We start from the raw sequence: 23,540 nt of genomic DNA, 5'->3' as shown, positions 1-23,540 counted from the left end.
ATGTAAGAAATAAGAATATAAGTAGAGCAATCCGTAAAGGAGGTAATGCTAAAAGGTAATAAGCCTGAGTTTATTAAAGTGGCACGAGGCCACTTTATTCGTTGGATTATTTAATATATTTTGCGAGGTATTTTTTAAATACCGGATCTGACATTGCCAATTGTCGTTGCTCATCCATGATTTCTTTAAGCAAAGACTCCGATGTCAGAGGATTGGCTAAAACTACTCGGAATACCACCGTAGGTTGGCGGTCATATTGCTCTGGTGTTAAGCGTGTTCGAGAAACAAAAGAGCGGCCCGCTTCACGCTGACGCTTTTGCATGCTTGCAGTAAAACGGTTCAGTGCGGCATAAATCTCTATCTTTTCTTGTTCATCCGCTTGTGCGATTGCCGCTTTTATTTGCTCAGGCACATAGCGGTAAGTCAGCAAACATAGCTCAGGTTCAGAGATCAGCTCAAAATCAGGGGTTTGTTTAATTAGTTCAGCAAAATACCGTGCCTTTTCAATCCCTTTATCAATGAGCATCTCATAGCCTTGACGACCAATGACACGCAGACATGCGTGCACTAACATCGCCATACCAGGACGACTCCCCTCTAAAGTATGACTCCCCAGATCTTTTGAGCCTTTCCGTAAGATGTATTCGGCGTGATGTTCGATTGCATCAGATGCTGCAGGGTCTTTAAATAGCACCATACCCGCCCCCATAGGCACATACATTTGCTTGTGCGCATCTATGGTTATTGAATCTGCTCGCTCCACCCCTTTAAGAAGGTGGCGATTGTTATTCGATAGTAGTGTTGCTCCACCCCAAGCGGCGTCAACATGAAAGTGACAATTGAGCTCTTCGGCTAAATCAGCCATCTCTTCTAACGGGTCAATATTACCCGTTTCGGTCGTCCCAGCAACACCAACTAAAGCCAGTACTTTAATCCCTTGTGCTTCAAGTTCATGAGCTTTAGTTCGCATGGCATCAACATCTACCTTATTGTTGCCAGCTGTTTTGATTGATATAAAATTATCGCGGCCAATACCTAGCACATCTGCGGCCTTACCTAGTGAATAATGGCCTCTTTCAGAAACCAATACCGCTAAGCCTCGGTAGCCATAATGTAGCATCGCGGCCACAATACCCGATGCGCCAATGCCTTTAAATTCACCATCCGCTTTTAATAAGCGGTTTCTTGCTATCCAAAGCGCGGTTATATTGGCAATTGTGCCACCAGAACAAAAAGCACCAAGAGACGTTTTTGCGCTGTGCATCCACTTATCGTAGAAAGCATCATCGCTACCGTAAACCAAATGATGCATCATTCCCAACACTTGACGTTCAAGTGGAGTAAAGGCTTTTGACGTTTCAATTTTGACTAGGTTTTGATTGAGTCCCACCATCAGCTTCGACAGAGGCAACACGAAATGCGGTAAAGCTGAAGTCATATGGCCAATAAAGCTTGGGGCTGCGGTATGTACCGAGTGAGCAACTAATTGCTCCATGATATCTTGCGCATAGTCTGAGACAAACATCGGCACTTCGGGGATCACTGCCGACTGAAAGTCTTTTTCAACTTCGTGCAGTGGCTTTTCGATTGCCGCAATATTCTCATTTAAAAAGCCAGCCAAATTGCTCGAGATTTCTTGCTCGATTCTGCTTAAAGTTGAATCAGGCGCCTCAGGCACGGTAAATATACGCATTAAGCTTTCTTCAGACGCAACGGCGCAACGCTTTGGACCCATCAATACTACCTAAACATCAAACGGTGCAGTAGCCTACCTACCCATTTTAGAAATTGAGTAAATACAAATTGCACAAGAGATTGTGATACATGAAATGGCTAACTTTACTGTAAAGAAAGGGAGTTGTCTTCTATTGTCTAGTTAAAATTCATGAAACATTGACAATTTTATGAAAACCCAACGAAAGTTCAGTGAAAAATCCACCAGTATCTTGACGTTTCTATTTTACATTCTCGTCAAAAATAAGGTATAAAATGGGGACATAAACCCAGCAAAACGGTATATTGCCGATTTGCTCGCAACAATGCATTTTATTGATCATTGGAGAAAAAGTTTTTTGCTTTATTTCTTCTCAAGACGTCAATTTATGTTGTATTGTTTATATTATGTAACAAAGCAGCCACCACGCTTACGCCAGTTAGGCATTTTATCGTTGTTAGATAACGATATTGTGGATAAAGGATTATCATGAATACTCGGAGTATCGCTCAACCGCTCAAAGCTAAATCTAGGCAGCCTACAGCAAAAGCAACTCAGTTTTTAGGGCTCACAGGTTACACTTCCCGACTCCCAGTTGCTTGGCTCGTTTTAGCCTCTTTTATCTTTTTAGCTGCCCTATCGATTTATGTTATCGCCAACTATTATGATACGCGCCGCGATATCATGGCAAGGATCGACGCCCAGTTAATCAATGCAGCCACCAGCGCCAACGTCATTGTAGGTAAAAAATATCACGAGTCACCAGAACACATAACCCCTGCCGAATTTAAGCAAAAAAGTCATGCCCTCACAGAGCTTGCCCGTGCTCTAAATGTTGAATACGTCTATACTATGGTGCTTAAGCCACCTTATGTGCACTTTACCGCGTCCAGTTACACCCGAGAAGATCTTAAACTCAACAGACTTACACGTTATCAAGATGTTTATTCCGAGGCTTCGATTACCCTAAAAAGCGCCTTTCACTCTACCGAACCTGTGTTTGAAATCGCCAAAGACAAATGGGGCCACTTTAAAAGTGTGTTTATTCCCTTTGTGCTACCAGATGGCACTACTTATATAGCAGGTGCTGACTTAACCATTCACGATTTAGAAAGTCGGTTACAAGAAAGTGTAATGGATGCAGCCATTGACGCTAGCTTCTTCTTTGTGATGTTTTTGGTTGTCGTGAGCTTGTACTTTATGTACTACAAGAAGACCTTAACAACGGATAGCCGCACCGGATTTGGCAACCGAATCGCCCTTGAGCAAGCACTTAAATATTCTAAATCGCAACACCTATGCTTAAGCGTGGTATGGGTTAAAGAACTTGAGGATATCATTAGCTTCTATGGCACGGAAGTCGGCGATAACGTGATGGCAAAAGTCATGAGCTACTTTAGCGAGTTTACCCATCCGTTTGAAGTTTATCGCCTTACCACCTCTAAAATTGCGCTAGTTACCAGCATCGAAAATGGTGAGCATTATTTGGCGAACTTAACCGAGTCATTCCCTTGTGCAAAACCCATATACGACGCGCCGCATTTATACGTTAATTTGTGTGCGGGTGTTGCTAAAGGCAATTGCTCGCTGTTACTTGAAAATGCCTTTCTCGCGCTACGTCAGGCTCAACAGCAAAATACCCAAGTGTGTTATTTTGATTCTCAGCTACAAATAAATCCTCAGCAACAATCAAAAAATCTCCACCTCACCCGGTTACTGCAAAGCGCGTGTGAATCAGACCGCATCATTCCTTTCTTTACGCCGCGTAAAGCTTGTCATGATCATGCTGACATTCAGTACCATTGCACGGCACGCGTCCTTAACGAGCGTGGCGCTATCATCGACGCCGAACATTTTTACCCAGTGATGAAGCAACCAAAACTCCGCGCCCAAATTAGCATGAAGCTACTTGAGTTATGCGTCACCCGTTTTCGTAAATCAAACCATGCTTGGAGCATGCAATTAAGCCACAGTGAAATCTCGGATGCGGAATATTTTGAATATATCAGCCAGATCCTACGCCGTTACCCGCAGCCGCAGCTCATCACATTTGAGTTTAATGAAACAGATGTGCTCAAAAACTTTAGCGATATGAGCTTAATGATGCAGTCGTTAAAAGCAAAAGGTGCAAATGTTGCGGTAACGGGTGTGAATAGCGGTTTTCTTACCATCAACCGGATCTTAAAACTCCCACTAGATGCCATTTGTTTAGAAGCCAGTATTTGTGAAAACTTGGATGAAGATGAGATGCTGCTGAGCTCTATTGAATATCTTGCAAGTCATTGTAATGCCAAGCGGATCGACTTGATTGTACCCTGTGTTGCCACCAGCAAACAGGCAAAACAATTGGAAGCAGCAGGCGTTGCAAGATTAGAAGGTAGCTGGATAGGAAAAGCAAGCGGCCATCTTTAAGCCGCTTTTATCAATTTGAAGTGCAAGTCTACAATGGGTTAAATTAAAGCGTTACGACTAACCGGGTACTTGATTGACCACTTGCCCAATACTTACGCTCAAAGGGTGTAATAGCCTCATCACTTTCGTAGGCTTCCACTTCAACATCAACACCGCTAAGCGCCAAAGCTCTGGCAAACTCTTTTACATAAATATCCCAATTACTGCGCAGCTCCAACTTACCGCCTAGCTTGACGATAAAAGGGAACACCGCGCTACCATGCCAGCGTCTTTGAATATGTTTAGCTTTCGGCCACGGATTAGGATACAGCAAATAATGGTGAGTTGGCTGCCAATCGGCTTCCAACGCTAATCGCCAAAAGTCATTGAGATCGGCTTGCACCAAAATATATTGGCCTTGTTCCGTTTGTTTATATTCAACATCGTGTTTATCTAGTCGATGCGCAGACTTGTCGATGCCAATTACCAAGGCATCAGGATGTCGCTTCGCCAAATTTGCAGTACTTTCACCAACACCACAACATGAGTCCAAAATAATCGGTCCATTAAAGGCCTGCACTCGTGCGTTAACCTCATCGAAAGCACTTTGTGTATGTGCCGCAATGGGTTTTTTAAACTCAGCGGTTAGATGCTTGGTAACGATTTCATCGAGCTTTTCGTGTAGCCCTTGTTGATTAGTGGTGATACTACGAGAGTTTGCTTCTGTCATAACCAGTCATTATTAAGGGGGAATGGTAAGGATTTTACCTGAAATAACGCAAGAGCGCCGCAATTGATGACAGCGCCCACGTTTCCAAATTAATGCTATTTACGTTAGTGTCTTAGTCCAACACCGCGTTTAATTAAGTACAGTGACAACCAAAATAGACCACATATAAATACACCTAATACCGTAAAGGCGACGCCAATATCAACGTCCGAAACACCTAAAAAGCCAAAACGGAAGGCATTTACCATATAAATGATTGGATTTACCTGCGACACACCTTGCCAAAACTCCGGTAGTAATGTGATTGAGTAAAATACACCACCTAGATAAGTCAGAGGTGTCAGCACAAAGGTCGGAATTATACTAATATCGTCGAAACTGTTGGCAAACACCGCATTGATCAAACCGCCCAATGCAAACACGGCTGACGTTAAAATAACCGTAATAACGATAACTGCAAGATTGTGAATTTGAATATCCACAAAAAACAGACTGACGATAGTAACAATAAGCCCGACCAGCATGCCTCGCGCCATACCACCGCCCATATAGCCAAGTACAATAATATAGTTAGGCACAGGTGCAACGAGTAGTTCTTCAATGCTCTTTTGAAACTTGGTGGAATAAAAACTCGAGGCAACATTAGAATAGGAGTTGGTGATCACCGACATCATGATTAAGCCAGGTACAATAAACTCCATGTAGCTAAAGCCACCCATATCACCAATGCGCGAGCCGATTAAACTGCCAAATATCACAAAATAAAGTGTCATGGTGATCGCTGGTGGTACTAAGGTTTGCACCCAAATACGTAAAAACCGAATACACTCTTTTATCCAAATACTTTTTAACGCGACGCCATATTTCAACACGATTATGCCCCTCTCCCCTGCTCCAATAAGCCAACAAACAACTCTTCCAAACGGTTAGCTTTGTTACGCATACTTAATACTTGATTACCTTGCTCTGTGAGTTGTGTGAATACCCCATTGAGCCCTTGCGACTTAGCTACTTCTACCTCAATAGTATGGTCGTCGACGGTGGTAAATTGGTAACCATCGAGTGCCACAGGCTGCATGGGCGGCTTAAGATCAAGTACAAACGTTTCTTTGTCTAACTTTGCGAGTAATGCCTTGATGGTCGTGTGCTCAACAATCGTGCCTTTATCGATAATCGCAATATTACGGCACAACAGCTCTGCCTCTTCTAAGTAATGCGTTGTGAGTATGATCGTTACGCCTTGCTTATTAATTTCACGTAAAAAGTCCCACATAGAACGGCGTAGTTCAATGTCCACACCAGCGGTAGGTTCATCCAAAATAAGGAGCTTAGGCTCATGCATCAATGCTCTTGCAATCATCAAGCGACGTTTCATACCGCCGGATAACGTGCGAGCTTGCTTATCTTTTTTATCAAATAATCCCAGCTGCTTGAGATACTTCTCAGCTCGCTGATGGGCAACGTCTCTTGGCACACCATAATAGCCCGCCTGAGTCACTAGAATTTGGTTTAGCGTCTCGAATTGGCTAAAGTTGAACTCCTGTGGTACTAAACCTAAGTTCGATTTAGCGTCTTCCAAATGAGTATCAATACTATGGCCAAAAACTTCTACACTGCCTTGGGTTTTATTTACCAGTGAGGCAATAACCCCTATTGTGGTAGATTTACCCGCCCCGTTTGGACCAAGCAACGCGAAGAAATCCCCTTCTTGAACTTCGAGATCAATGCCTTTAACGGCTTCAACGCCGTTACTATAAACTTTCTTTAACCCTTTGATGTTCAGTGCTATTGTCATATTTTATTATTCTCCATAACCCCAGCGCTTAGCTAAGGTATGCTCGATGTGTAGATGATCTAAAATACGGGCCACCATAAAGTCGACCAAATCGTCGATACTTTGTGGCTGATGATAAAAACCAGGCGCTGCAGGCATGATAGTCACCCCCAAGCGGCTAAGCTTGAGCATGTTTTCAAGATGAATTGGACTAAAGGGAGTCTCGCGCGGCACTAATATTAATTGGCCACGTTCTTTGATCACCACATCTGCTGCACGCTCAAGCAAATTATCAGATGCTCCAAGTGCAATGGCTGACACGCTTCCCGCGCTACACGGACACACCACCATCTGCTTGGGTGCCGCCGAGCCAGATGCCACAGGGCTAAACCAGTTATCTTTACCAAATACCTGAATTTGCTTCTCTTTGGCACAGAAAAGCGCCTGTAGTTGCTCCGTTGCTTTTTGTTCATTACCAGAAAGTTTTAGATTGGACTCAGTATCCAGCACCACTCTGGCTGCGCTCGAGATTAGCACGTAAACTTGATAGTTTAACGACACCAATACCTCGAGTAATCTCAGTCCGTAAGGGGCACCCGACGCACCACTAAAGGCCAGCGTAATTGGCCCATTAAATGTTTGTTCTGACATAATGATTACTTTTTCAATGCAGTTAAAAGTTTGTCGTGGATGCCACCAAAACCACCATTACTCATGATCAGTACATGTTGGTTTGGTGCTTGATTTGTCACAACCTGTGCGACAATCTCATCTACGCTTGCAAAACACTGACGACCCGCGGCTTCGGCTTGTGCTTTAAGAGACCAAGATAAGCCATCTGGTTCGAATAGATACACTTCATCTGCAACATCAAGTGATTGCAATAAGGTTTCTTGATGAATGCCCAGCTTCATCGTATTTGAGCGCGGCTCTAAAATAGCAATGATAGGTGCATCTCCAACTTTGGCTCTAAGCCCTGCTAGGGTCGTTGCTATTGCCGTGGGGTGATGCGCAAAGTCATCATAGACAGTAACGCCATTGACCTCCCCTTTGACTTCCATCCGGCGTTTGGGAGAAATAAATTGCCCTAGCGCTTCGATACTCACCTCGATTGGAATGCCCACATGTCTTGCCGCCGCAATCGCCATCATGGCATTTTTGACATTATGCAAACCAATCGCTTGCCAATTTACTTCGCCTTTTTCTTCGCCTTCAAATAACACTGTAAAGCGAGAGCCGTCAGCCTTGAGCAAGTTATACGACCATTCTTTACCAAGCGATTCCTGCTCGCTCCAAAAACCGCGTTCAATAACGTTTTGTAGCGCAGTATCATCCGCTGGATATACGACTTTACCTTGGCTGGGTAGCGTGCGAATTAAATGATGAAACTGGGTTTGAATGGCATTTAAATCTGGAAAAATATCAGCATGATCATATTCAAGATTATTAAGTATTAACGTGCGAGGTAAGTAATGGACAAACTTGCTGCGTTTATCGAAAAACGCCGTATCGTATTCGTCGGCTTCGATAACAAAGAATGGCGTATCTGACGTGCGCGCCGACACACCAAAGTTTTGCACTATGCCACCAATCAAAAAGCCCGGACGCAATCCTGCGTATTCGAGTAACCACGCTAACATGCTTGCAGTGGTTGTTTTGCCATGCGTACCGGCCACAGCCAACACCCATGACTGGCGTAAAACATGGTCTTTTAACCATTCAGGGCCTGAGGTATAACGCATACCTTTTTCTAAAACATATTCAACGCACGGATTACCACGGCTCATGGCATTGCCGATGATCACCACATCAGGCTCAACATCGATGAGCTGCTTAGGGTCGTACCCTTGAGTTAGTTCAATACCGAGTGATTCAAGTTGTGTACTCATCGGCGGGTAAACATTGAGATCTGAACCTGTGACTTTGTGCCCCAATGATTGAGCGATGGCTGCGATCCCGCCCATAAAGGTACCGCAAATCCCTAAAATATGTACGTGCATGATGTTAGCGTTCTTTATTATTTCATTGCTGTTTAGATTAACATACTCAGCTTATTGGTGGCTGACTTTATTGTTGAATCTCATGCACCAGTATTATTCTTTATTTTAAAGTGGGTGGTGTGAGCACGTGCTCAAGGTTGTGTCGTGCTTAACGATGTGTCGCGCTAAAGCGCGACCTACGGCTGGTATGTGCGTGCCATGTAAAATGGAGCGTTGTGGTAAAGGTTTGTCGCGCTAAAGCGCGACCTACGATGCGGTAGCGGCCGACCACACGCCTTTTTCAATGCCTTGTTGTACCATCAAAGTCAGCGCTTTTTCTATCGCTTGGGTTACACAAATGTGCATCGGTTCGTTATCGCTAAACCCCGCTTCGGCTTCAGCCAACCGTTTATAACTCACATAGCGGAAAAACCCTGCCCGAACCTCCATGGATAGCACCTTTTTGCTACTCGCGACGGAAAGCAATACTTGCCCGGTACGAACATCAACTGCGCGCATATAAATAGAGATAACATCCTCACGATAAAGCTCAGATGCACCTATGCCAAAATATTCCATACCCAAACCGCCTGTGCGGATATTAGAGTCATAGCTGATGATCCCACCTTCTAAAATGATCTTTGCAGTCATTAAAGGTGGCAAAGCGTTTGTGTCATTATCATCACTTGCTGCACGAATAATCTTGCGCTCAGTCAGCAAGTTTTGCAGTCCTTCACGTTCTACCGGAATAAACCAATCCGTTTCGTGTAGTGCCTGCATTAAAATAGAGTTAGCGCCTTGAGTCACCGCTGTTGAAAATGAACTTACATTATCTTGTGGTTTGTATTGCCCTGTTTGATCCCGAAATGAATAAACAGAGACAGGAATTCGCCCTTTCGGTGTAGGTAAGCTTTTTAGTTCTGCAAAGGTTTCTGTGTCAGTCAGCTCAATTGCTACACTTTGCGAAGGTGGCAAAACGCGAGACATGCTAGAACAACCGCCTAGCAGTAATAAAAATACCAATAACGTTACGCGGAGCATTTAATATCCTCCACCAGCTGATGAGGCAAATCTGGGTACCTCTAGAATGGTTTCTTCACCCGATGCTGTATTCGTGATCCTAACCGTGATGGTGTCGGGTGTACTGGTGATCACTTGAATTTGATAGTCACCACTCATAAAGGTCGCGTCTTGGTTAAAGATACTGTCTTGAATATCTTCACCAAACGCAACATCCGTGATTTCTCTAACCAAACGGTTGAGATACGTACGCTCAAGCGACTCTTGAAACTTTTCGTCATAGGTTTTTTCTATGATTGGTGCTCTGTGCTTATTTTGAGATTGTGCTTTACTCAGTAACATATTGGCATTTAACGGATTACCGCCAAATGCAGGGTTAATTGGTTTATATACAAGCTCAGTCGCTGTCACATGAGCACTACCAAGTAGTATTAAACCAGCGCACACGATTGTTGTTTTTATTGTTGTCATTTTACCACCCGCTCGCAGCTAGATCTTCAGAGCCATTCTGTTGATATTGTTCTCTCGCCATCGCATCCATAATGGTGAAAATGGCAGTCTCGACTCGTTCATCAACGGAGCCGCCTCTTCTTCCCATTGCTGTTGCGTACACTGCGCGACTGTTCATTAATACCTCTAACCGAGTGCCTGCTCTTGGCAAAACCGTTTCTTTAACCGTGATATTAATTCCCGAGGAGTTAGGAACATCTCTCCACAACTGTGAAAATTGAAAGTAAAACTGGTGACCAAACCGGCTAATACTCTGATCAATCACTAAACCATCAATTTCTACATCTTCTTGTGCACTCAGTGAAAACGTAGAAACGAGCATAGCGCTTAAGAGTGTTATTATTCTTATCATTATTTGTTTACTCACGGCGTAGAATGTCTTTGCTGACGAGATTCACATTGGTGTTTTGGTTAGCTGAATAGTACAAAATATGGGGGCCGGTTTTGCCCCCTATCTAAATTACTTAGTTATTGCTGAGTGATAGTCGCAACGTTGTTGTCTCCAACCTGAGTTACGGTAATGTTTTGACCACTACCTGTAATTCCACCTTGGACTAAGTTGCCATCACCAATTTGGCTTACTGTAAATGCATTATCATCACCGTTGATAATGAATGCTTCTGAGCCCATACCCATCACAAAGTTATTACTACCATTTTGTGTGATGTCTAGCATATTGCGGCTGCCTTCAAGCATCAGATCAATCGCGTTGAACTCGCCAGACTGCGCAATATCTACTTGGTTTGAGCTACTATCAAATACGCTGCTCATTGTCACAACAACACCATTGCCTGTGCCACTTTGTGAAATATCAACTGCGTTATCATTACTTGCAAGGCTCACGTCTGGATAAGATGACTGCACCACTGCCTCGTTTTCATCACCCGTTTGGGTAACATCAACATCATTATCACTACCGTTGAAGTTCGCAATGTGTGCGATGTTCGCATCACCTACTTGAGTTGCTGAGAATTCATTGTTCTCGCCAGCAACACCAAGATACATCTCGTTACCATTACCGATTTGCATCGCAGTAAATTCGTTATTATCACCAATAACGTCTGCTTGGGCTTTGTTCTCGTCGCCACGTTGTTCAGTCATCACTTCGTTGTCGTTACCAACTAATAAATCTGACGCGAAGGTGTTAGTTGAACCTTCCTGATCGATACTAAGCTCGTTATTGTCTCCAGTAATTTCAAATACGTTAACCGTATTGCTATCACCTTCCGATTGCTCGATCTCAACTTGGTTGTCATCACCAATCACAGTCTCTACAGAGATAACATTGAAGTTGCCACTTTGGCTCGATTCAATTTCGTTTTCATTACCCTGTAGACTAACCACTTTATATTGGTTGTACACACCATCTTGATCTAAGGTGATTTGGTTCATGTCACCTTGTACTGACTCAAGCGTCGCTTCGTTCCACGTACCTGTTTGTGTCGCTGTTACTTCGTTTTGGCTACCTTGCATATTTAGGTTGTAGAACCATTGGCCGCCAGAACCTTGAGATACTGTAATCGTATTTTGATCGCCATTAATCACATTGATGGCTTCGTTGTTAATCCCAAGGATCCCGCTACCTGATTGCTGAATGTCAATCGCGTTATCATCACCAGTAACCTCGGTTAATGCGCCGTTAGATTCACCATCTTGGCTATATACTTGGTTATTGTTATTGCCGGTGGTCGTAATAATAGCGACGTTACCAGTACCATTCTGATCGGCCTCAGTAATATTGTTGTCGCCAATCGTAGTCACATCTGTCAGGTTAGAAGTACCCAGTTGCACCGAAGCTAACTCGTTACCACCTTGGCTACCTGACGTTTGTGAAAGTTTGAGTTCGTTACTTGTTCCACTTGCACGCTCCACTTGTGAAAGTGCAGAAGTTGAAAGTGGTTTATTATCTGATTTTGCCTCAGCATGTGCTGTAACTGAATGTGTTAGTGCAAGCGCGATAGCGCAACTCACGATTGATTTTGAAAACTTCACACTGTTCTCCTTAGAGATTTATTATATTATTTTGCAATTAAGTGATCGGTGCAGGCATCGAGTTGTTGCCGAACTCAGCCAACTGCAACTTTTCACTTAACTAACGTCCTGTTATGACTCATTACTCCTGAGTCGCTCCCACCTGTGCCAGTTACCAGAGTGTTACATTTTTAGTGAAAAACATAATCTATATCAAAGTCAGCAAATTCATATGTTGAAATAATATATTTTATTACGTCTTGTCACCTTTAACTCTAAGATGGGAACAACCGAAGATAAATAAGAAGATTTTATGAAAAAAATACTCCATTATTTTCAATAAAGTACAGGGGTAAACTCACATAAAATTACGAATAAAATATGGAGGTACAAAAAAAGTATGACTAAAGTTCAATCGTACCCATATCCACTCACCCCATAAAAAAGAACCAAATAATCTATTCCAAAAATAAAAAATCAGTAAAAAAAACTGATTTTATTAATTAACTCTTTTTTTACATTGCACTGCTCAATATCTGGGTCTAGGTTTTAAGACGTTGCCAAAAAGACCACAGCCACTACCAGAAAAACTACCAACCCAAAAATTGTGTATTGATGGATACGCTTGAAATTAAAAAGGTTATTAATATGAGATCTAAACTTTCTGCATTGTCTTTGGCTTTGCTTCCTGTACTTGCTTTCACTTCTCAAGCAGCTGTTCAAATCGAAACTACAACAGCAACCGCAGATGACAGCATCTTAGTTGTGTTTAAAGAAAACACTTCTGCTGCACTTCGTGCCAATGCAAGAAACCTTGTAAAAGCCAAGATGGCGGATTTGAACGCTGATGGCGTAGACGACAAATATCGCAATGTTTTAAAAGGTCGCCTAGCAAACTTTAAACTAGATAGCATCACAGCAAAGCAAGCAATTGAAAAACTAGCTAACCACCCGGCCATTGAATATGTCGAACCTGACTATCAAGTAAAAGCACTTGGCATTCCTGACGATAGTCGCTTTGATGAGCTTTGGGGCATGCATAACACAGGTCAAACAGGTGGTACGGCTGATGCCGATATTGACGCTCCCGAAGCGTGGGATATTACGGTTGGCTCACGCGATGTTATCGTCGGTGTGATCGATACAGGTGTTGATTATACCCACCCAGATCTTGCAGCAAACGCATGGCGCAATCCAGGAGAGATCGCTGGAGATGGTATTGATAATGATGGTAACGGCTATATTGATGATGTTTTCGGTATTAACGCCATTACAGGTAGCGGCGACCCTATGGACGACCAAGGTCACGGCACGCACGTATCTGGTACTATCGGTGCGTCTGGTAATGATGCGACGGGCGTTGCAGGTGTAAACCATGAGGTGTCTATCGTCGGCTGTAAATTCCTAGATGCATCTGGCTCGGGCTCAACCTCTGATGCGATTGAGTGTATTGATTATATGGTTGCGCTTAAAAATGCAGGTCATAACGTTCGTGTTACTAATAACAGTTGGGGCGGCGGCGGCTTTAGCCAAGCACTCTCTGATGCGATCACTGCAAGTGAAAATGCGGACATCTTATTTGTTGCCGCTGCAGGTAACAGCGCCGTAGATAACGATGTAAACCCTCACTACCCTTCAAGCTACGAGCACGACAGCGTATTCTCTATCGCAAGTACAACACACACTGACGCGATGTCTTCATTTTCACAATGGGGCCTAACGTCTGTAGATATGGGTGCACCAGGTAGCGCTATTTTATCTACCGTTCCAGGTGGCGGTTACTCAAGCTACTCAGGTACTTCGATGGCGACGCCTCATGTTGCTGGTGCAGCGGCTCTAGTACTTTCTATCAACCCGACACTCACTGCTGTTGAGCTTAAAAACCTACTAATGCAAAGTGGTGATGTTAATGCAGATCTTACAGATAAAACTGTGTCTGGTAAGCGCTTAAATGTGAATCAAGCAGTAATTGATGCAGATCCAGAGCCGGGCTTTAGAGTATCAGCTCGTCCTGCTAATCAAGAAATCACAGCGGGCGATACTGCAACATACGAATTTACTTTTGCTTCAGTCGCTGACTGGCAGGGCACCATTGACTTGTCTGTTACTTCACCAATTGCAGGTGCGACATTGTCTGCGACTACTGCAATGCCAGGCGATACAGTAACTCTTTCAGTACCAACTACAGCTTCAACTCAGTGGGGTGAATATAGTTTCACGCTTAATGCAACATCCGGCGAACTTGCAGATCAAGAGCAAGTAGGACTGTATGTATTACCTCAAGGGTTAAGTGATTTCAGCTATGAAAATACTACCGCGGTAGACATTCCAGATAACGATGCTTCAGGTATTACTTCCGTGATCACTGTAGCTGACACTGTTACTGTATTTGATAGCAATACTATAGTGGATATTACACACACCTACATCGGCGACTTAATTGTTACGCTTACCTCTCCTGCGGGTACAGTGGCAACACTGCACAACCGTCAGGGTGGCGGTGCTGATGACATTAACCAAACCTTTAACTCTGCGGCATTTAATGGTGAGGTTGCAACGGGTGATTGGACATTGTCTGTCTCAGATAATGCAGGTATCGATACAGGTACATTAAACAGCTGGACACTAAACTTAACAGGCCTAGGCGAGGCATCACCTCAACCTCCTGTTGCGGGCTTTAGCTTTGCAGCTTCAGGCCTTACCGTGACATTCACTGATGAAAGCCGTGATCCGAATGATGATATCGTTAGCTGGGCATGGGACTTTGGTGATGGCAGCATCAGTACTGACGCAAGCCCAATTCATGAATTTGCAGCATCTGGTGAGTACAGCGTTGCTCTAACGGTGACTGATAGTGAAGGCAACAGCCACACAACCACTCAGTCTGTTGCGGTTAGCACTGATGAGGTTGAGCTATCGCTGGTTCGCGCTAATAAGTCTCGCTTAGGCTTTATCCGCGTAGAGCTTTCATGGCAAGGCAGCAGTGCTGATGAAGTAACGATTTATCGTGATGGTCAAGCACTTGAAACGGTTGCAAACACTGGTAAATTCAGAGACTTCTCACGTGATTTAGAAGCCACCAGCTACACATATAAAGTGTGTCAATCTGGTGAAATCTGCTCAAACGAAATCACAGTTAACTTTTAATTATTCCATATCTAAAGGTTAATTTAAGCCCCGAAAGGGGCTTTTTTATTCCTACTATCCAATTTAAAGTACAGCTTAAAAATAGCCGAATAAAATAGATATGATATTTTTACAGATCACGATAAAAAACAGTTGTAATGCAAGCTAACATCGCTTTGGTGAGATAACTATGCTAAGCGTTCACATTCAACCCACATTCCTACCGTAAAGTACACTCAATAAAAAATTGATTCGAATTTTGTGTGTCACTAGATAGAGCCACTAATGTGCAAGATAAAATCAGTTTGGCTTCTTATGCACAGTAACTCTCAATTGAAATATGGAAAAGCGTAGAAAGATCAAAGCTGTAATCTCCAAAATCAGTGCTCATTCAGCTCTCGTCGTTCATGATGTTTTCATTCGCCTAATGGCTTGAACAAATAGCTCCAAAATAGCGGAAAAGCGAAGCAACGGCATAAAATGAAGTATTAGAGTATACTCCTAAATACTATTGAAGAAATTGCAACTTAATCTGGTTTGCAACTTTTGTATGACGCGTTACAATACGGGTGAAAATTGGAAACCAGTCAAAATATGGATTTTTTATGAAAGCAGTTATTCCTGTCGCGGGCCTTGGTACTCGCATGCTCCCAATGACCAAAGCCATTCCTAAAGAAATGTTGCCTTTGGTAGATAAGCCACTCATTCAATATATTGTCAAAGAGTGTGTTGCTGCGGGTATTAAAGAAATTGTGTTAGTGACTCACTCGTCAAAAAATGCAATTGAAAACCATTTTGATACCAGCTTTGAATTGGAAGCAACGCTTGAAAAACGTGTAAAACGTAAACTTTTAGATGAAGTGCGCTCGATTTGTCCTGAAGATGTTACGATTATGCATGTTCGTCAGGGTGAAGCCAAAGGTCTTGGCCATGCTGTTTTATGCGCACAACCTATCGTTGGGGATAATGATTTTGTTGTTGTACTGCCCGATGTTATTTTGGATGAATACACAGCCGATCAGGGAAATGAAAATTTAGCCGCAATGCTATCTCGTTTCAACCAAACGAAAGCTAGCCAAATTATGTTAGAGCCTGTACCACAGCAGGATGTCTGCAAGTATGGTATTGCTGATATCAACGGTGTGTCGCTACGTCCAGGTGAAAGCAGTGCAATAAAGCATATGGTAGAAAAGCCAGCCATAGAAGAAGCTCCTTCTAATCTAGCAGTTGTTGGTCGCTATGTGCTTTCTAAAAATATTTGGCCACTTCTGAGAAAAACACCAGTCGGTGCTGGTGGAGAAATCCAGTTAACCGATGCTATCGATATGCTGATGGAACAGGAAACCGTTGAGGCTTTTCATATGAGCGGTCGTTCGCACGATTGTGGCGACAAGCTTGGTTACCTTAAAGCCATCGTTGAATATGCTATTCGTGATGAGCAATTAGGTGAAGAGTTTTCGCAATTTTTGAAACGCTTTCATCAATTAAGCCTAGCTTCCTAATTTGTCGCGGGATAAACCCGCTGCTACAGGTTTATCCACATTCGTAGCAGCGACTTTACGTCGCGACTGTTTCACGCCTTCACATCGCGGCATCTTTAACGATTTTATATCGAAATTACCAACCTTGGTCGCGGGGTAAACCCGCTGCTACAGGTTTATCCATATTCGTAGCAACAACTTTAGGTCGCGACTGTTTTCACGCCCTTGCGTCACGAATCCTTTAACGATTTTATATCGAAATTACCAACCTCGGTCGCGGGGTAAACTCGCTGCTACAGGTTTGTATACATTCGTAGCAGCGACTTTAGGTCGCGACTGTTTTCATACCTTTACGTCGTGGCATCTTTAACGATTTTATATCGAAATTACCAACCTTGGTCGCGGGATCCCCCCCAGATACGGGTTTATCCACATTCGTAGCAGCGACTTTAGGTCGCGATTGTTTTTACGCCTTTGTGTCACGAATCCTGTAAGATTTGACGTCACAACTCACCAACCTTGGTCACGGGATAAACCCGTTACTACCGATACACATCGCTTTTTTCAATTACTTCAATATCATAACCATCAGGATCTTTAATAAAAAAGAATCTTGCTATTAATACATTTTGATTATAAAAATCTTTGATTTCTTTAGGGCAATAACTATTCTTTTGAGCCTTGTTGTAGACAGCCTGCAAGCTATCCGTGGCGAAAGCCAAATGCCCATAGCCATTACCGATTGTATAATCTACAGTGGTGTCATGATTCCAAGTTAGCTCCAGTTCAAACGAAGTTTCATTGTTGCCAAGGTAGATAAGAGAAAAATCATTAAAGTCGATACGTCGTTTCACTACCAACGCAAATACATCATGATAAAATTTAATTGAGCGATCAGCGTCTTTCACTCTGATCATTGAGTGGATCATTTTTGCCATTACTTTACCTACGGAATTTATATGTGTGAACTCTACGCATCAACTGAGCCTCATCGTTACGAAGTAGCCAAACGCTCTATTCGTATTCAAGGAGCTGTTACTAGCCTCGCGTTAGAAAATGAAATATGGCAAGTATTAGAAACCATAGCTCAACGGGAAGATCTGGGCCTTGCCGAGTTTATTTCTTTACTTTACCAAGAAGTGATTGAACGTCATGGTGAGATTAAAAACTTGGCGTCTATGCTGCGTGTTACTTGCTTAACTTATCTTGCAAATAATAATGCGCTTGACGTAAGAAGTGGTAGTAACTGAGTACTACGTTTTAGTGCCGCTCCAAAAAGCGTTGCCATGTGATATTGGGATTAATAACTCGGATCGGAGAAATAACCTGCTTGAGCAAGTGGAAAGGTGGGCACGTAACTTCATGTCCATCTTGCTTTAAACCCAACAAATATTGAAAACTGTCTTTAGTCCCGAGCTGAATAGCTGATATTCTGATTTGTTGCTCGAAGTTTAGTCGTAAACTGCTGATCGCCGTTTTCATTCCTTGCTGATCAACATTGGGTAAACCACATTTTTGTAGATACCCTTGTCTTTCCCCCTCTCCAGAAAACCATATTCTAACTTTCTCGCTATAACGACCAGTTTTTGCAGGTAAATCAAACATAAGACGTCGATATCCTTGTTGTTTTACCAATGCTAGATATTGCTCCAAACCTGCTTGCCATAATGCAGGATGAATAGGCACCACTCGCGGTTGAATTTTACCATGGGTGTTAAAGTGAAATACATAAACGTGGTCTTTGTAGTAAACATCATCAAGTGTGAGTGAGCCAATTTCATCACTATACGCACCGGTGTAATAACTCAGTAAAGGTAGCCAAAAATGCCAATGTTTAGGCTGTTCACGCTTTAGTTTTTCATCTGAGTAGATATAACCGTTAAACAAGGTATGAAGCTCCATAGTGGAAAATGCTCTTCGGCCTAAATGAGATTTCATACTGTAGTCAACGTATTGAGTATACTAAAGATCTTAAGTTTAACGGTTTTTAGTCTTTTTCGGAAGTTTGATAGTCACCTTACCGCTTAAGCCGCGAGCTTGTCCGTCAGCAGAAGCGTCATGGGGTCGCCTTTACATAAAATTGTAGAAACAGTCGCGACATAAAGTCGCTGCTACGCCTAATCCGTAGCAGCGGGTTTATCCCGCGATAGAAAGCCAATATCGGCGACAGGATCTTCACAATAAAAAAGACCGTGACATAAACTCACAGAAAGAATCCTGTGACATAAAAGCTTAAAAACAGTCGCAACCTAAAGTCGCTGCTACGCCAAACTTGTAGCAGCGGGTTTATCCCGCGATAGAAAGCCAATAACGCGACAAGTCCTTCACAATAAAAAAGACCGTAACATAAAGGTATGAAAATAATCGCGACCTAAAGCCGCAGCTACGCCAAACTCGTAGCTGCGGGTGTATCCCGCGATAGAAAACCAATAACGGCGGCAGGATCTTCACAATAAAAAGACCGTGATATAAGCCTACAGAAAGAACCTCGGCATAAAGTCATGAAAAGAGTCGCAACCTAAAGTCGCTGCTACGCCAAACTCGTAGCAGCGGGTTTATCCCGCGAGAGAAAACCAATAACGGCCATATTATTCACAATAAAAAAGACCGTAACATAAGCCCCTCGGCATAAAGGCATGAAAACAGTCGAGACATAAAGTCGCTGCTACGAAAGAAAGGTTAATTTTGACAATATGATTTTATGAATAAAAATATTTAAGATTTAGGCAAGAAAAAAGCCGCGTCTCCGCGGCTTAACTGATTGGACTAATCATTCTGTACTTAACTACCCGTTACAGTGTCACAAGCTACTGAAACATCGATAGTTTCATCTGTTCCATCTGGCGTAATAGACGTTGTAAATGGAGCTGAAATTCGAGGATCTACACTAACGGCATATGACGCGACATCACCGTTTAGTGCTGACAGTGCAAAAGTACCGTCACCATTGTTCGCTGCTGTGCGGAATGGCTTAGTCGTACTTGATCTATACTTTACAATCGCACCTGGGATAACTTCTGTTACCGTTGTATCGTTAGAACACACAGCTCTAACAGTCACATTTTCGTTAACAGTGGTTTGAATTGGATTTGCTAGCGTGATCGAAACTGGGCCATTACATACCTGAACTTCAGCATTTGTTGATGAAGCATTCCCCCACACGTTACCTGCTGCGTCACGGATAACTACACGTGCTGTTGCTGATGAGCTAATACCATAACGCGCTGAAGTGCTAGCTGAAACAACTGTTTTTGACGTAGTACCGCCGCGTAAATAACTTGATACGCTCGCATCAGCAGAGGTCATACTCACATATAGCCCTGAACTCGGCACAGTATCGCCAGTCACATTAACAGTAATACCTTGCGTACAGATTGGAACTGAACGAGACAGTGTAAAAAACGTAAGGTGATCGGTTTTAAAAGATGCTTTGTAAGCCGTGCCTTCAGCGTTTAACGCACCAACAGTTGCTTTATTCGTTTCTGACTGCCATTTACCAGTATCTTCGTTATTTGAAGAAACATCAAACTGGTCTCCTGTTTGAATTGTTCTATCACCAGATGGTGCTAAGGTTGCGACAGGAAGTGAAACAGAAACATCGATCTCTTGGCTAAATTGTTTGATCTTAGTTCCATTGTTATCTTGCATAACGATGTTACTTACACCAACTGGCTTTTTAATGCTGGTTGTACTACCAGCACTCAACCCAGCTGGCAAAACAGCTGAAATCTTGCTAGAAGTAGGATCTGCGGAGCCAACAGTTAATGATACAGAAGTACCTGTAACGGCATTACCACTTGCATCTCTTAGTTGTACGCCTGCCGGAACCGTTACATCAGAACCTGCTTTACCTTTTGCAGCCGCAGCTGTTACAGGAGAAGCTGTTGTTGCGTTAGTCACACTTTCAGAAACGCTTGCTTCAACAACTTCGTCACCGCCTTTTGACACAAGTGCCAATTCTGCTTCTAGCGTTGCTGCAGAATCTTCATTACTTAAGTCGATGTCAAAGCTTTTTGAAAAATAGCCATCAGCAGCGACTACAGCAGTTACAATCCCGACATTCGCACCTTCTTTTACAGTAAAGGTGAAGCTACCATCTTCTGTTGTGATCTGAGTGATTGCGTCGCCATTGACATTAACCAAATTTGAGGTTGGCTCTCCATCTTCAAAAAAGGTAATTGTCGCCGGTGCAACGATATCAATAGTATCAACATCAACTACGTTACCACTTACAGCAAATGCTAAAGCTGCTGGCGTTTCTGGTGCAACAACTACCGGATCTGTTGGCTCAGGTGGCGGAGTGATCACCACATTGTTATCGTCATCGCTAAAACAGCCCGAAAGTGCTAAAGCTGAAGCTACAGATAAAGCGAGTAAAGATTTTTTGTTCGAAATCATGATTGGTCCTTGTTCCCTTTTTTGAAAGTGCCAAGCGGCACTAACGCGCGTTTTATTACATCGAAACTTAAATATAGAGAAAGTTCAAAGATTGTCCAGCTAGTAATTAAAATATTTTTTGGTGATTTTTTGGTAAATTACTTTATCTGTTAACGCTCTTTGCAACAAAAAATCACTACATAAAGTTGCAGCTACAGGATCTCGTCCCCACAAAACAAATAATGGCAGATAAACGGTAGGTATAAAAAAGCCGCATCAAAGTGCGGCTTTTAAGCAAATTAAGTCTTGCTAGAGGCTATTATGCACCAGTTACAGTTTCACAAACCATTTGTAACTGCTGATCTGCTGCATCAGTACCCGCTTCAAATGTAAATGAAGTTGCTTGTCCCGATGCTACTTCAAGTGTTAGCGTATCGATGTTAACAGTGTATGTTTCACCAACAACTAAGTTGTTTAGTGTGTATGTACCTGTAGCATTTGCAGCTTGGTAAGTTGCCTTACCAGCACGACGGTAAGTTACTACCGAGTTTTCTACAGGAACAGCTGTGTCAGCTTCGTTCGAACACACACCAGTCAGTGCAAATGACGTAGTTGTGTATTCAACTTCAGGAGCCACAAGAGTTGCATTTACTGGCTCACCACATACCGCTACTTCGTCTACCGAGTCGAACCAAACGGTACCTTCAGCGTCACGTAAAACGATGCGTGCAGTTGCATCAGCACTTACGTTGTTTTTACCCGCATTTGCAGCTGTGTAAATCACTTTAGAAGTTGAACCAGCAGCGATAGAACGTGTTGCGTTGATGTCTGAAGATTGAACATCTACGAATAGGCCACCAGCTGGTACGTCACCATTAATGTTAACTGATACATCCGCATTACATACTGCAACTTCATCAGTTGCGGTGAAGAATGTAAGGTGATCAGTCATGAAAGAAGCTTTATAAGCAGTGCCAGCTTCGTTTAGTGCGCCAACCGTTACTTGATTGTCTACTTCTTTTGTCCATACGCCAGTGTCTTCGTTATGAGAAGACAGACCTAGTACGTCACCAGTTTGAACAGCACGGCCTTCAGATGCTAGTACTGTTTCTTTTGGAATTGAGATAGAGATAGAGATTGGGTTGCTGAACTGTTTGATCTTAACGCCATTCTCGTCAGTCATAGTTACGTTAGCAACACCTACAGGAGCCGCTAAAGTTGCAGCGCTATCAGCGTTTAGACCTTCAGGAAGTACAGCACCTGCATCTGATGAAGTTGGATCTGCAGAACCAACATTTAGAGAAATATCAGTACCAGTGATAGCCGCACCACTTGCATCGCGTAATACAACACCTGCAGGGATTGTTACATCAGCACCAGCTTTGCCTTTTGCAGCTTCAGCTGTGATTGCTTCTGCTACTGCACCGCCTTCAACTGCCACTTCAACAACTTCTTCAACAACTGTATCTAGATCTTTAGAAACAAGGGCCAACTGAACTGCAAGCTCAGCGGTATCTGCTTCTGTTGTTAGGTCAATATTAAAGCTCTTTGAGAAGTAACCGTCAGCTGTTACAACAGCTGTAATTTGAGAAAGCTCTGCGCCTTCTTTTACAGAAAATACAAAGTTACCTGCTTCACCAGTTTCTACTGTTGCGATTGCTTCGCCTTTAGTATTTACGATGTTTGCAGACGCTTCACCGTTTTCAAGGAAAGCGATTGTCGCAGGAACAACGTTAGTTGATTTTTTATCAATCACACTACCATTTACAACTAGAGAAAGTGCATCTGGTGCATCCGGAGCAACGACTACTGGATCAGTAGGCTCTGGTGGAGGCGTGATAGTTACGTTGTTATCGTCATCGCTAAAACAGCCAGAAAGCGTTAGCGCAGACGCTACAGAGAGCGCAAGAAGAGATTTTTTATTTGCAATCATGATTAGTCCTTGTTTTCCTTCTGTTAACTTACGTCGATTTGACGCGTTAACTCATAAAAAAAGCCATATTGCGAACAATATAAGCTTAAGTTTTAAATCACTTAATAAGACAGACAGGGACTAAGTCGCTCCCTGACTAAAGCCAACTCAGTTATTCTACCAATCTAGCGGAAAAACAACCATATAGTCGGAGTTAGCTGCCTTAATTTATCACAGAAAAGCGGTAGTTCCAACCGCCTGTAATAAGTTGAAAGTAGGATACCTTTAGAACACTAAATAGACAATGAATGAAGTCAAATTTATAGCAAAAAGTTGCAATATAGTGCTTATTTATTAACAAGGTATATAAATTTAAGAGTGTGAATGAGATGCTTGTATGATTCCCGCAGGTTTTAGTAGCTGCGGGTTTATCCCGCGACAAGCGCATCGCGACACAATGTCGCTGCTACGAATACATAACCCTACGGCAAGTGCATCGAAGCGCCTCTCCCGTAGCAGCGGGTTTATCCCGCGACAAGTGCATCCCGGCGTAAA

18 protein-coding genes are annotated in these 23,540 nt (G+C 43.0%); 4 read left to right on the top strand and 14 right to left on the bottom strand.

The annotated features are described in order from the left end of the window. Positions 1 to 106 precede the first annotated feature (106 nt). Complete coding sequence (panP, locus tag NH462_RS04135; protein ID WP_211859218.1) at positions 107 to 1,735, bottom strand: pyridoxal-dependent aspartate 1-decarboxylase PanP; 1,629 nt, start codon at positions 1,733 to 1,735, stop codon at positions 107 to 109. Between the two features lie 468 nt (positions 1,736 to 2,203). On the opposite strand from panP, the gene NH462_RS04130 reads away from it, so the two are divergent. Continuing rightward, the gene (locus tag NH462_RS04130) at positions 2,204 to 4,126 is read left to right on the top strand and encodes an EAL domain-containing protein (protein WP_253104322.1); all 1,923 of its coding nucleotides are present in this window, start codon (positions 2,204 to 2,206) and stop codon (positions 4,124 to 4,126) included. A 43-nt stretch (positions 4,127 to 4,169) separates the two neighbouring features. Here NH462_RS04130 and NH462_RS04125 read toward each other — a convergent pair whose 3' ends face one another. The 9 genes from NH462_RS04125 to NH462_RS04085 all read right to left on the bottom strand — a co-directional run bounded on the left by NH462_RS04125 (position 4,170) and on the right by NH462_RS04085 (position 12,110). Continuing rightward, positions 4,170 to 4,835 (bottom strand): methyltransferase domain-containing protein, encoded by a 666-nt coding sequence (locus tag NH462_RS04125; RefSeq protein WP_069020868.1) that lies wholly within the window; start codon positions 4,833 to 4,835, stop codon positions 4,170 to 4,172. 104 nt (positions 4,836 to 4,939) lie between these two features. Then, complete coding sequence (locus NH462_RS04120) at positions 4,940 to 5,707, bottom strand: ABC transporter permease (protein ID WP_039494290.1); 768 nt, start codon at positions 5,705 to 5,707, stop codon at positions 4,940 to 4,942. Between the two features lie 2 nt (positions 5,708 to 5,709). Continuing rightward, entirely contained in the window at positions 5,710 to 6,630 is a 921-nt protein-coding gene (locus NH462_RS04115) for an ABC transporter ATP-binding protein (RefSeq protein ID WP_010605732.1), read from the bottom strand. 6 nt (positions 6,631 to 6,636) lie between these two features. After that, the gene (locus NH462_RS04110) at positions 6,637 to 7,260 is read right to left on the bottom strand and encodes a flavin prenyltransferase UbiX (protein WP_010368503.1); all 624 of its coding nucleotides are present in this window, start codon (positions 7,258 to 7,260) and stop codon (positions 6,637 to 6,639) included. Positions 7,261 to 7,265: 5 nt separating this feature from the next. Beyond that, on the bottom strand, positions 7,266 to 8,609 hold the full coding sequence (gene mpl, locus NH462_RS04105) for a UDP-N-acetylmuramate:L-alanyl-gamma-D-glutamyl-meso-diaminopimelate ligase (protein ID WP_253104321.1): 1,344 nt from the start codon (positions 8,607 to 8,609) through the stop codon (positions 7,266 to 7,268). Positions 8,610 to 8,855: 246 nt separating this feature from the next. After that, the gene (locus NH462_RS04100; RefSeq protein ID WP_253104320.1) at positions 8,856 to 9,629 is read right to left on the bottom strand and encodes a CsgG/HfaB family protein; all 774 of its coding nucleotides are present in this window, start codon (positions 9,627 to 9,629) and stop codon (positions 8,856 to 8,858) included. After that, a complete protein-coding gene (locus NH462_RS04095) occupies positions 9,630 to 10,079 on the bottom strand; it encodes a curli assembly protein CsgF (protein WP_253104319.1) in 450 nt (149 codons plus the stop codon). It abuts the gene before it with no gap. A 1-nt stretch (position 10,080) separates the two neighbouring features. Next, entirely contained in the window at positions 10,081 to 10,470 is a 390-nt protein-coding gene (locus tag NH462_RS04090) for a CsgE family curli-type amyloid fiber assembly protein (protein ID WP_290442353.1), read from the bottom strand. Positions 10,471 to 10,586: 116 nt separating this feature from the next. Then, positions 10,587 to 12,110, bottom strand: a complete 1,524-nt coding sequence (locus NH462_RS04085; RefSeq protein ID WP_010368513.1) for a curlin — start codon at positions 12,108 to 12,110, stop codon at positions 10,587 to 10,589. Positions 12,111 to 12,737: 627 nt separating this feature from the next. On the opposite strand from NH462_RS04085, the gene NH462_RS04080 reads away from it, so the two are divergent. Together NH462_RS04080 and galU are read left to right on the top strand one after the other, a co-directional pair. Further along, positions 12,738 to 15,236 carry a S8 family serine peptidase gene (locus NH462_RS04080; protein ID WP_290442352.1) on the top strand — a complete coding sequence of 833 codons (2,499 nt, stop codon included), beginning with the start codon at positions 12,738 to 12,740 and terminating at the stop codon, positions 15,234 to 15,236. A 584-nt stretch (positions 15,237 to 15,820) separates the two neighbouring features. Continuing rightward, positions 15,821 to 16,717, top strand: coding sequence for a UTP--glucose-1-phosphate uridylyltransferase GalU (gene galU / locus NH462_RS04075; RefSeq protein WP_253104313.1), 897 nt, complete (start codon positions 15,821 to 15,823; stop codon positions 16,715 to 16,717). Positions 16,718 to 17,238: 521 nt separating this feature from the next. On the opposite strand, the gene NH462_RS04070 is transcribed toward galU, so the two are convergent. Further along, positions 17,239 to 17,634: a VOC family protein gene (locus NH462_RS04070; RefSeq protein WP_253104310.1), complete on the bottom strand. Its 396-nt coding sequence runs from the start codon at positions 17,632 to 17,634 to the stop codon at positions 17,239 to 17,241. Positions 17,635 to 17,655: 21 nt separating this feature from the next. Between NH462_RS04070 and NH462_RS04065 the strand changes: the two genes are divergently transcribed. Further along, the gene (locus NH462_RS04065) at positions 17,656 to 17,946 is read left to right on the top strand and encodes a ribbon-helix-helix domain-containing protein (protein WP_017217090.1); all 291 of its coding nucleotides are present in this window, start codon (positions 17,656 to 17,658) and stop codon (positions 17,944 to 17,946) included. A gap of 10 nt (positions 17,947 to 17,956) precedes the next feature. On the opposite strand, the gene NH462_RS04060 is transcribed toward NH462_RS04065, so the two are convergent. From NH462_RS04060 to NH462_RS04050, 3 genes are all read right to left on the bottom strand, one after another. After that, the gene (locus NH462_RS04060; protein WP_253104306.1) at positions 17,957 to 18,634 is read right to left on the bottom strand and encodes a hypothetical protein; all 678 of its coding nucleotides are present in this window, start codon (positions 18,632 to 18,634) and stop codon (positions 17,957 to 17,959) included. An 843-nt stretch (positions 18,635 to 19,477) separates the two neighbouring features. Further along, on the bottom strand, positions 19,478 to 21,094 hold the full coding sequence (locus NH462_RS04055; protein WP_253104301.1) for a hypothetical protein: 1,617 nt from the start codon (positions 21,092 to 21,094) through the stop codon (positions 19,478 to 19,480). Between the two features lie 298 nt (positions 21,095 to 21,392). Continuing rightward, a complete protein-coding gene (locus NH462_RS04050) occupies positions 21,393 to 23,006 on the bottom strand; it encodes a hypothetical protein (protein ID WP_253104299.1) in 1,614 nt (537 codons plus the stop codon). Positions 23,007 to 23,540 lie beyond the last annotated feature (534 nt).

This window comes from Pseudoalteromonas sp. OANN1, assembly GCF_024124685.1.
GTDB lineage: Bacteria > Pseudomonadota > Gammaproteobacteria > Enterobacterales > Alteromonadaceae > Pseudoalteromonas > Pseudoalteromonas piscicida.
This window is presented reverse-complemented; position numbering and strand designations above follow the sequence as displayed.

Bases quoted from the DNA above. Each gene is read 5' to 3' on its own strand.
- panP (WP_211859218.1), bottom strand. From the start codon at position 1,735: ATGGGTCCAAAGCGTTGCGCCGTTGCGTCTGAAGAAAGCTTAATGCGT.
- NH462_RS04130 (WP_253104322.1), top strand. From the start codon at position 2,204: ATGAATACTCGGAGTATCGCTCAACCGCTCAAAGCTAAATCTAGGCAG.
- NH462_RS04125 (WP_069020868.1), bottom strand. From the start codon at position 4,835: ATGACAGAAGCAAACTCTCGTAGTATCACCACTAATCAACAAGGGCTA.
- NH462_RS04115 (WP_010605732.1), bottom strand. From the start codon at position 6,630: ATGACAATAGCACTGAACATCAAAGGGTTAAAGAAAGTTTATAGTAAC.
- NH462_RS04110 (WP_010368503.1), bottom strand. From the start codon at position 7,260: ATGTCAGAACAAACATTTAATGGGCCAATTACGCTGGCCTTTAGTGGT.
- mpl (WP_253104321.1), bottom strand. From the start codon at position 8,609: ATGCACGTACATATTTTAGGGATTTGCGGTACCTTTATGGGCGGGATC.
- NH462_RS04100 (WP_253104320.1), bottom strand. From the start codon at position 9,629: ATGCTCCGCGTAACGTTATTGGTATTTTTATTACTGCTAGGCGGTTGT.
- NH462_RS04095 (WP_253104319.1), bottom strand. From the start codon at position 10,079: ATGACAACAATAAAAACAACAATCGTGTGCGCTGGTTTAATACTACTT.
- NH462_RS04090 (WP_290442353.1), bottom strand. From the start codon at position 10,470: ATGATAAGAATAATAACACTCTTAAGCGCTATGCTCGTTTCTACGTTT.
- NH462_RS04080 (WP_290442352.1), top strand. From the start codon at position 12,738: ATGAGATCTAAACTTTCTGCATTGTCTTTGGCTTTGCTTCCTGTACTT.
- galU (WP_253104313.1), top strand. From the start codon at position 15,821: ATGAAAGCAGTTATTCCTGTCGCGGGCCTTGGTACTCGCATGCTCCCA.
- NH462_RS04070 (WP_253104310.1), bottom strand. From the start codon at position 17,634: ATGGCAAAAATGATCCACTCAATGATCAGAGTGAAAGACGCTGATCGC.
- NH462_RS04065 (WP_017217090.1), top strand. From the start codon at position 17,656: ATGTGTGAACTCTACGCATCAACTGAGCCTCATCGTTACGAAGTAGCC.
- NH462_RS04060 (WP_253104306.1), bottom strand. From the start codon at position 18,634: ATGAAATCTCATTTAGGCCGAAGAGCATTTTCCACTATGGAGCTTCAT.
- NH462_RS04055 (WP_253104301.1), bottom strand. From the start codon at position 21,094: ATGATTTCGAACAAAAAATCTTTACTCGCTTTATCTGTAGCTTCAGCT.
- NH462_RS04050 (WP_253104299.1), bottom strand. From the start codon at position 23,006: ATGATTGCAAATAAAAAATCTCTTCTTGCGCTCTCTGTAGCGTCTGCG.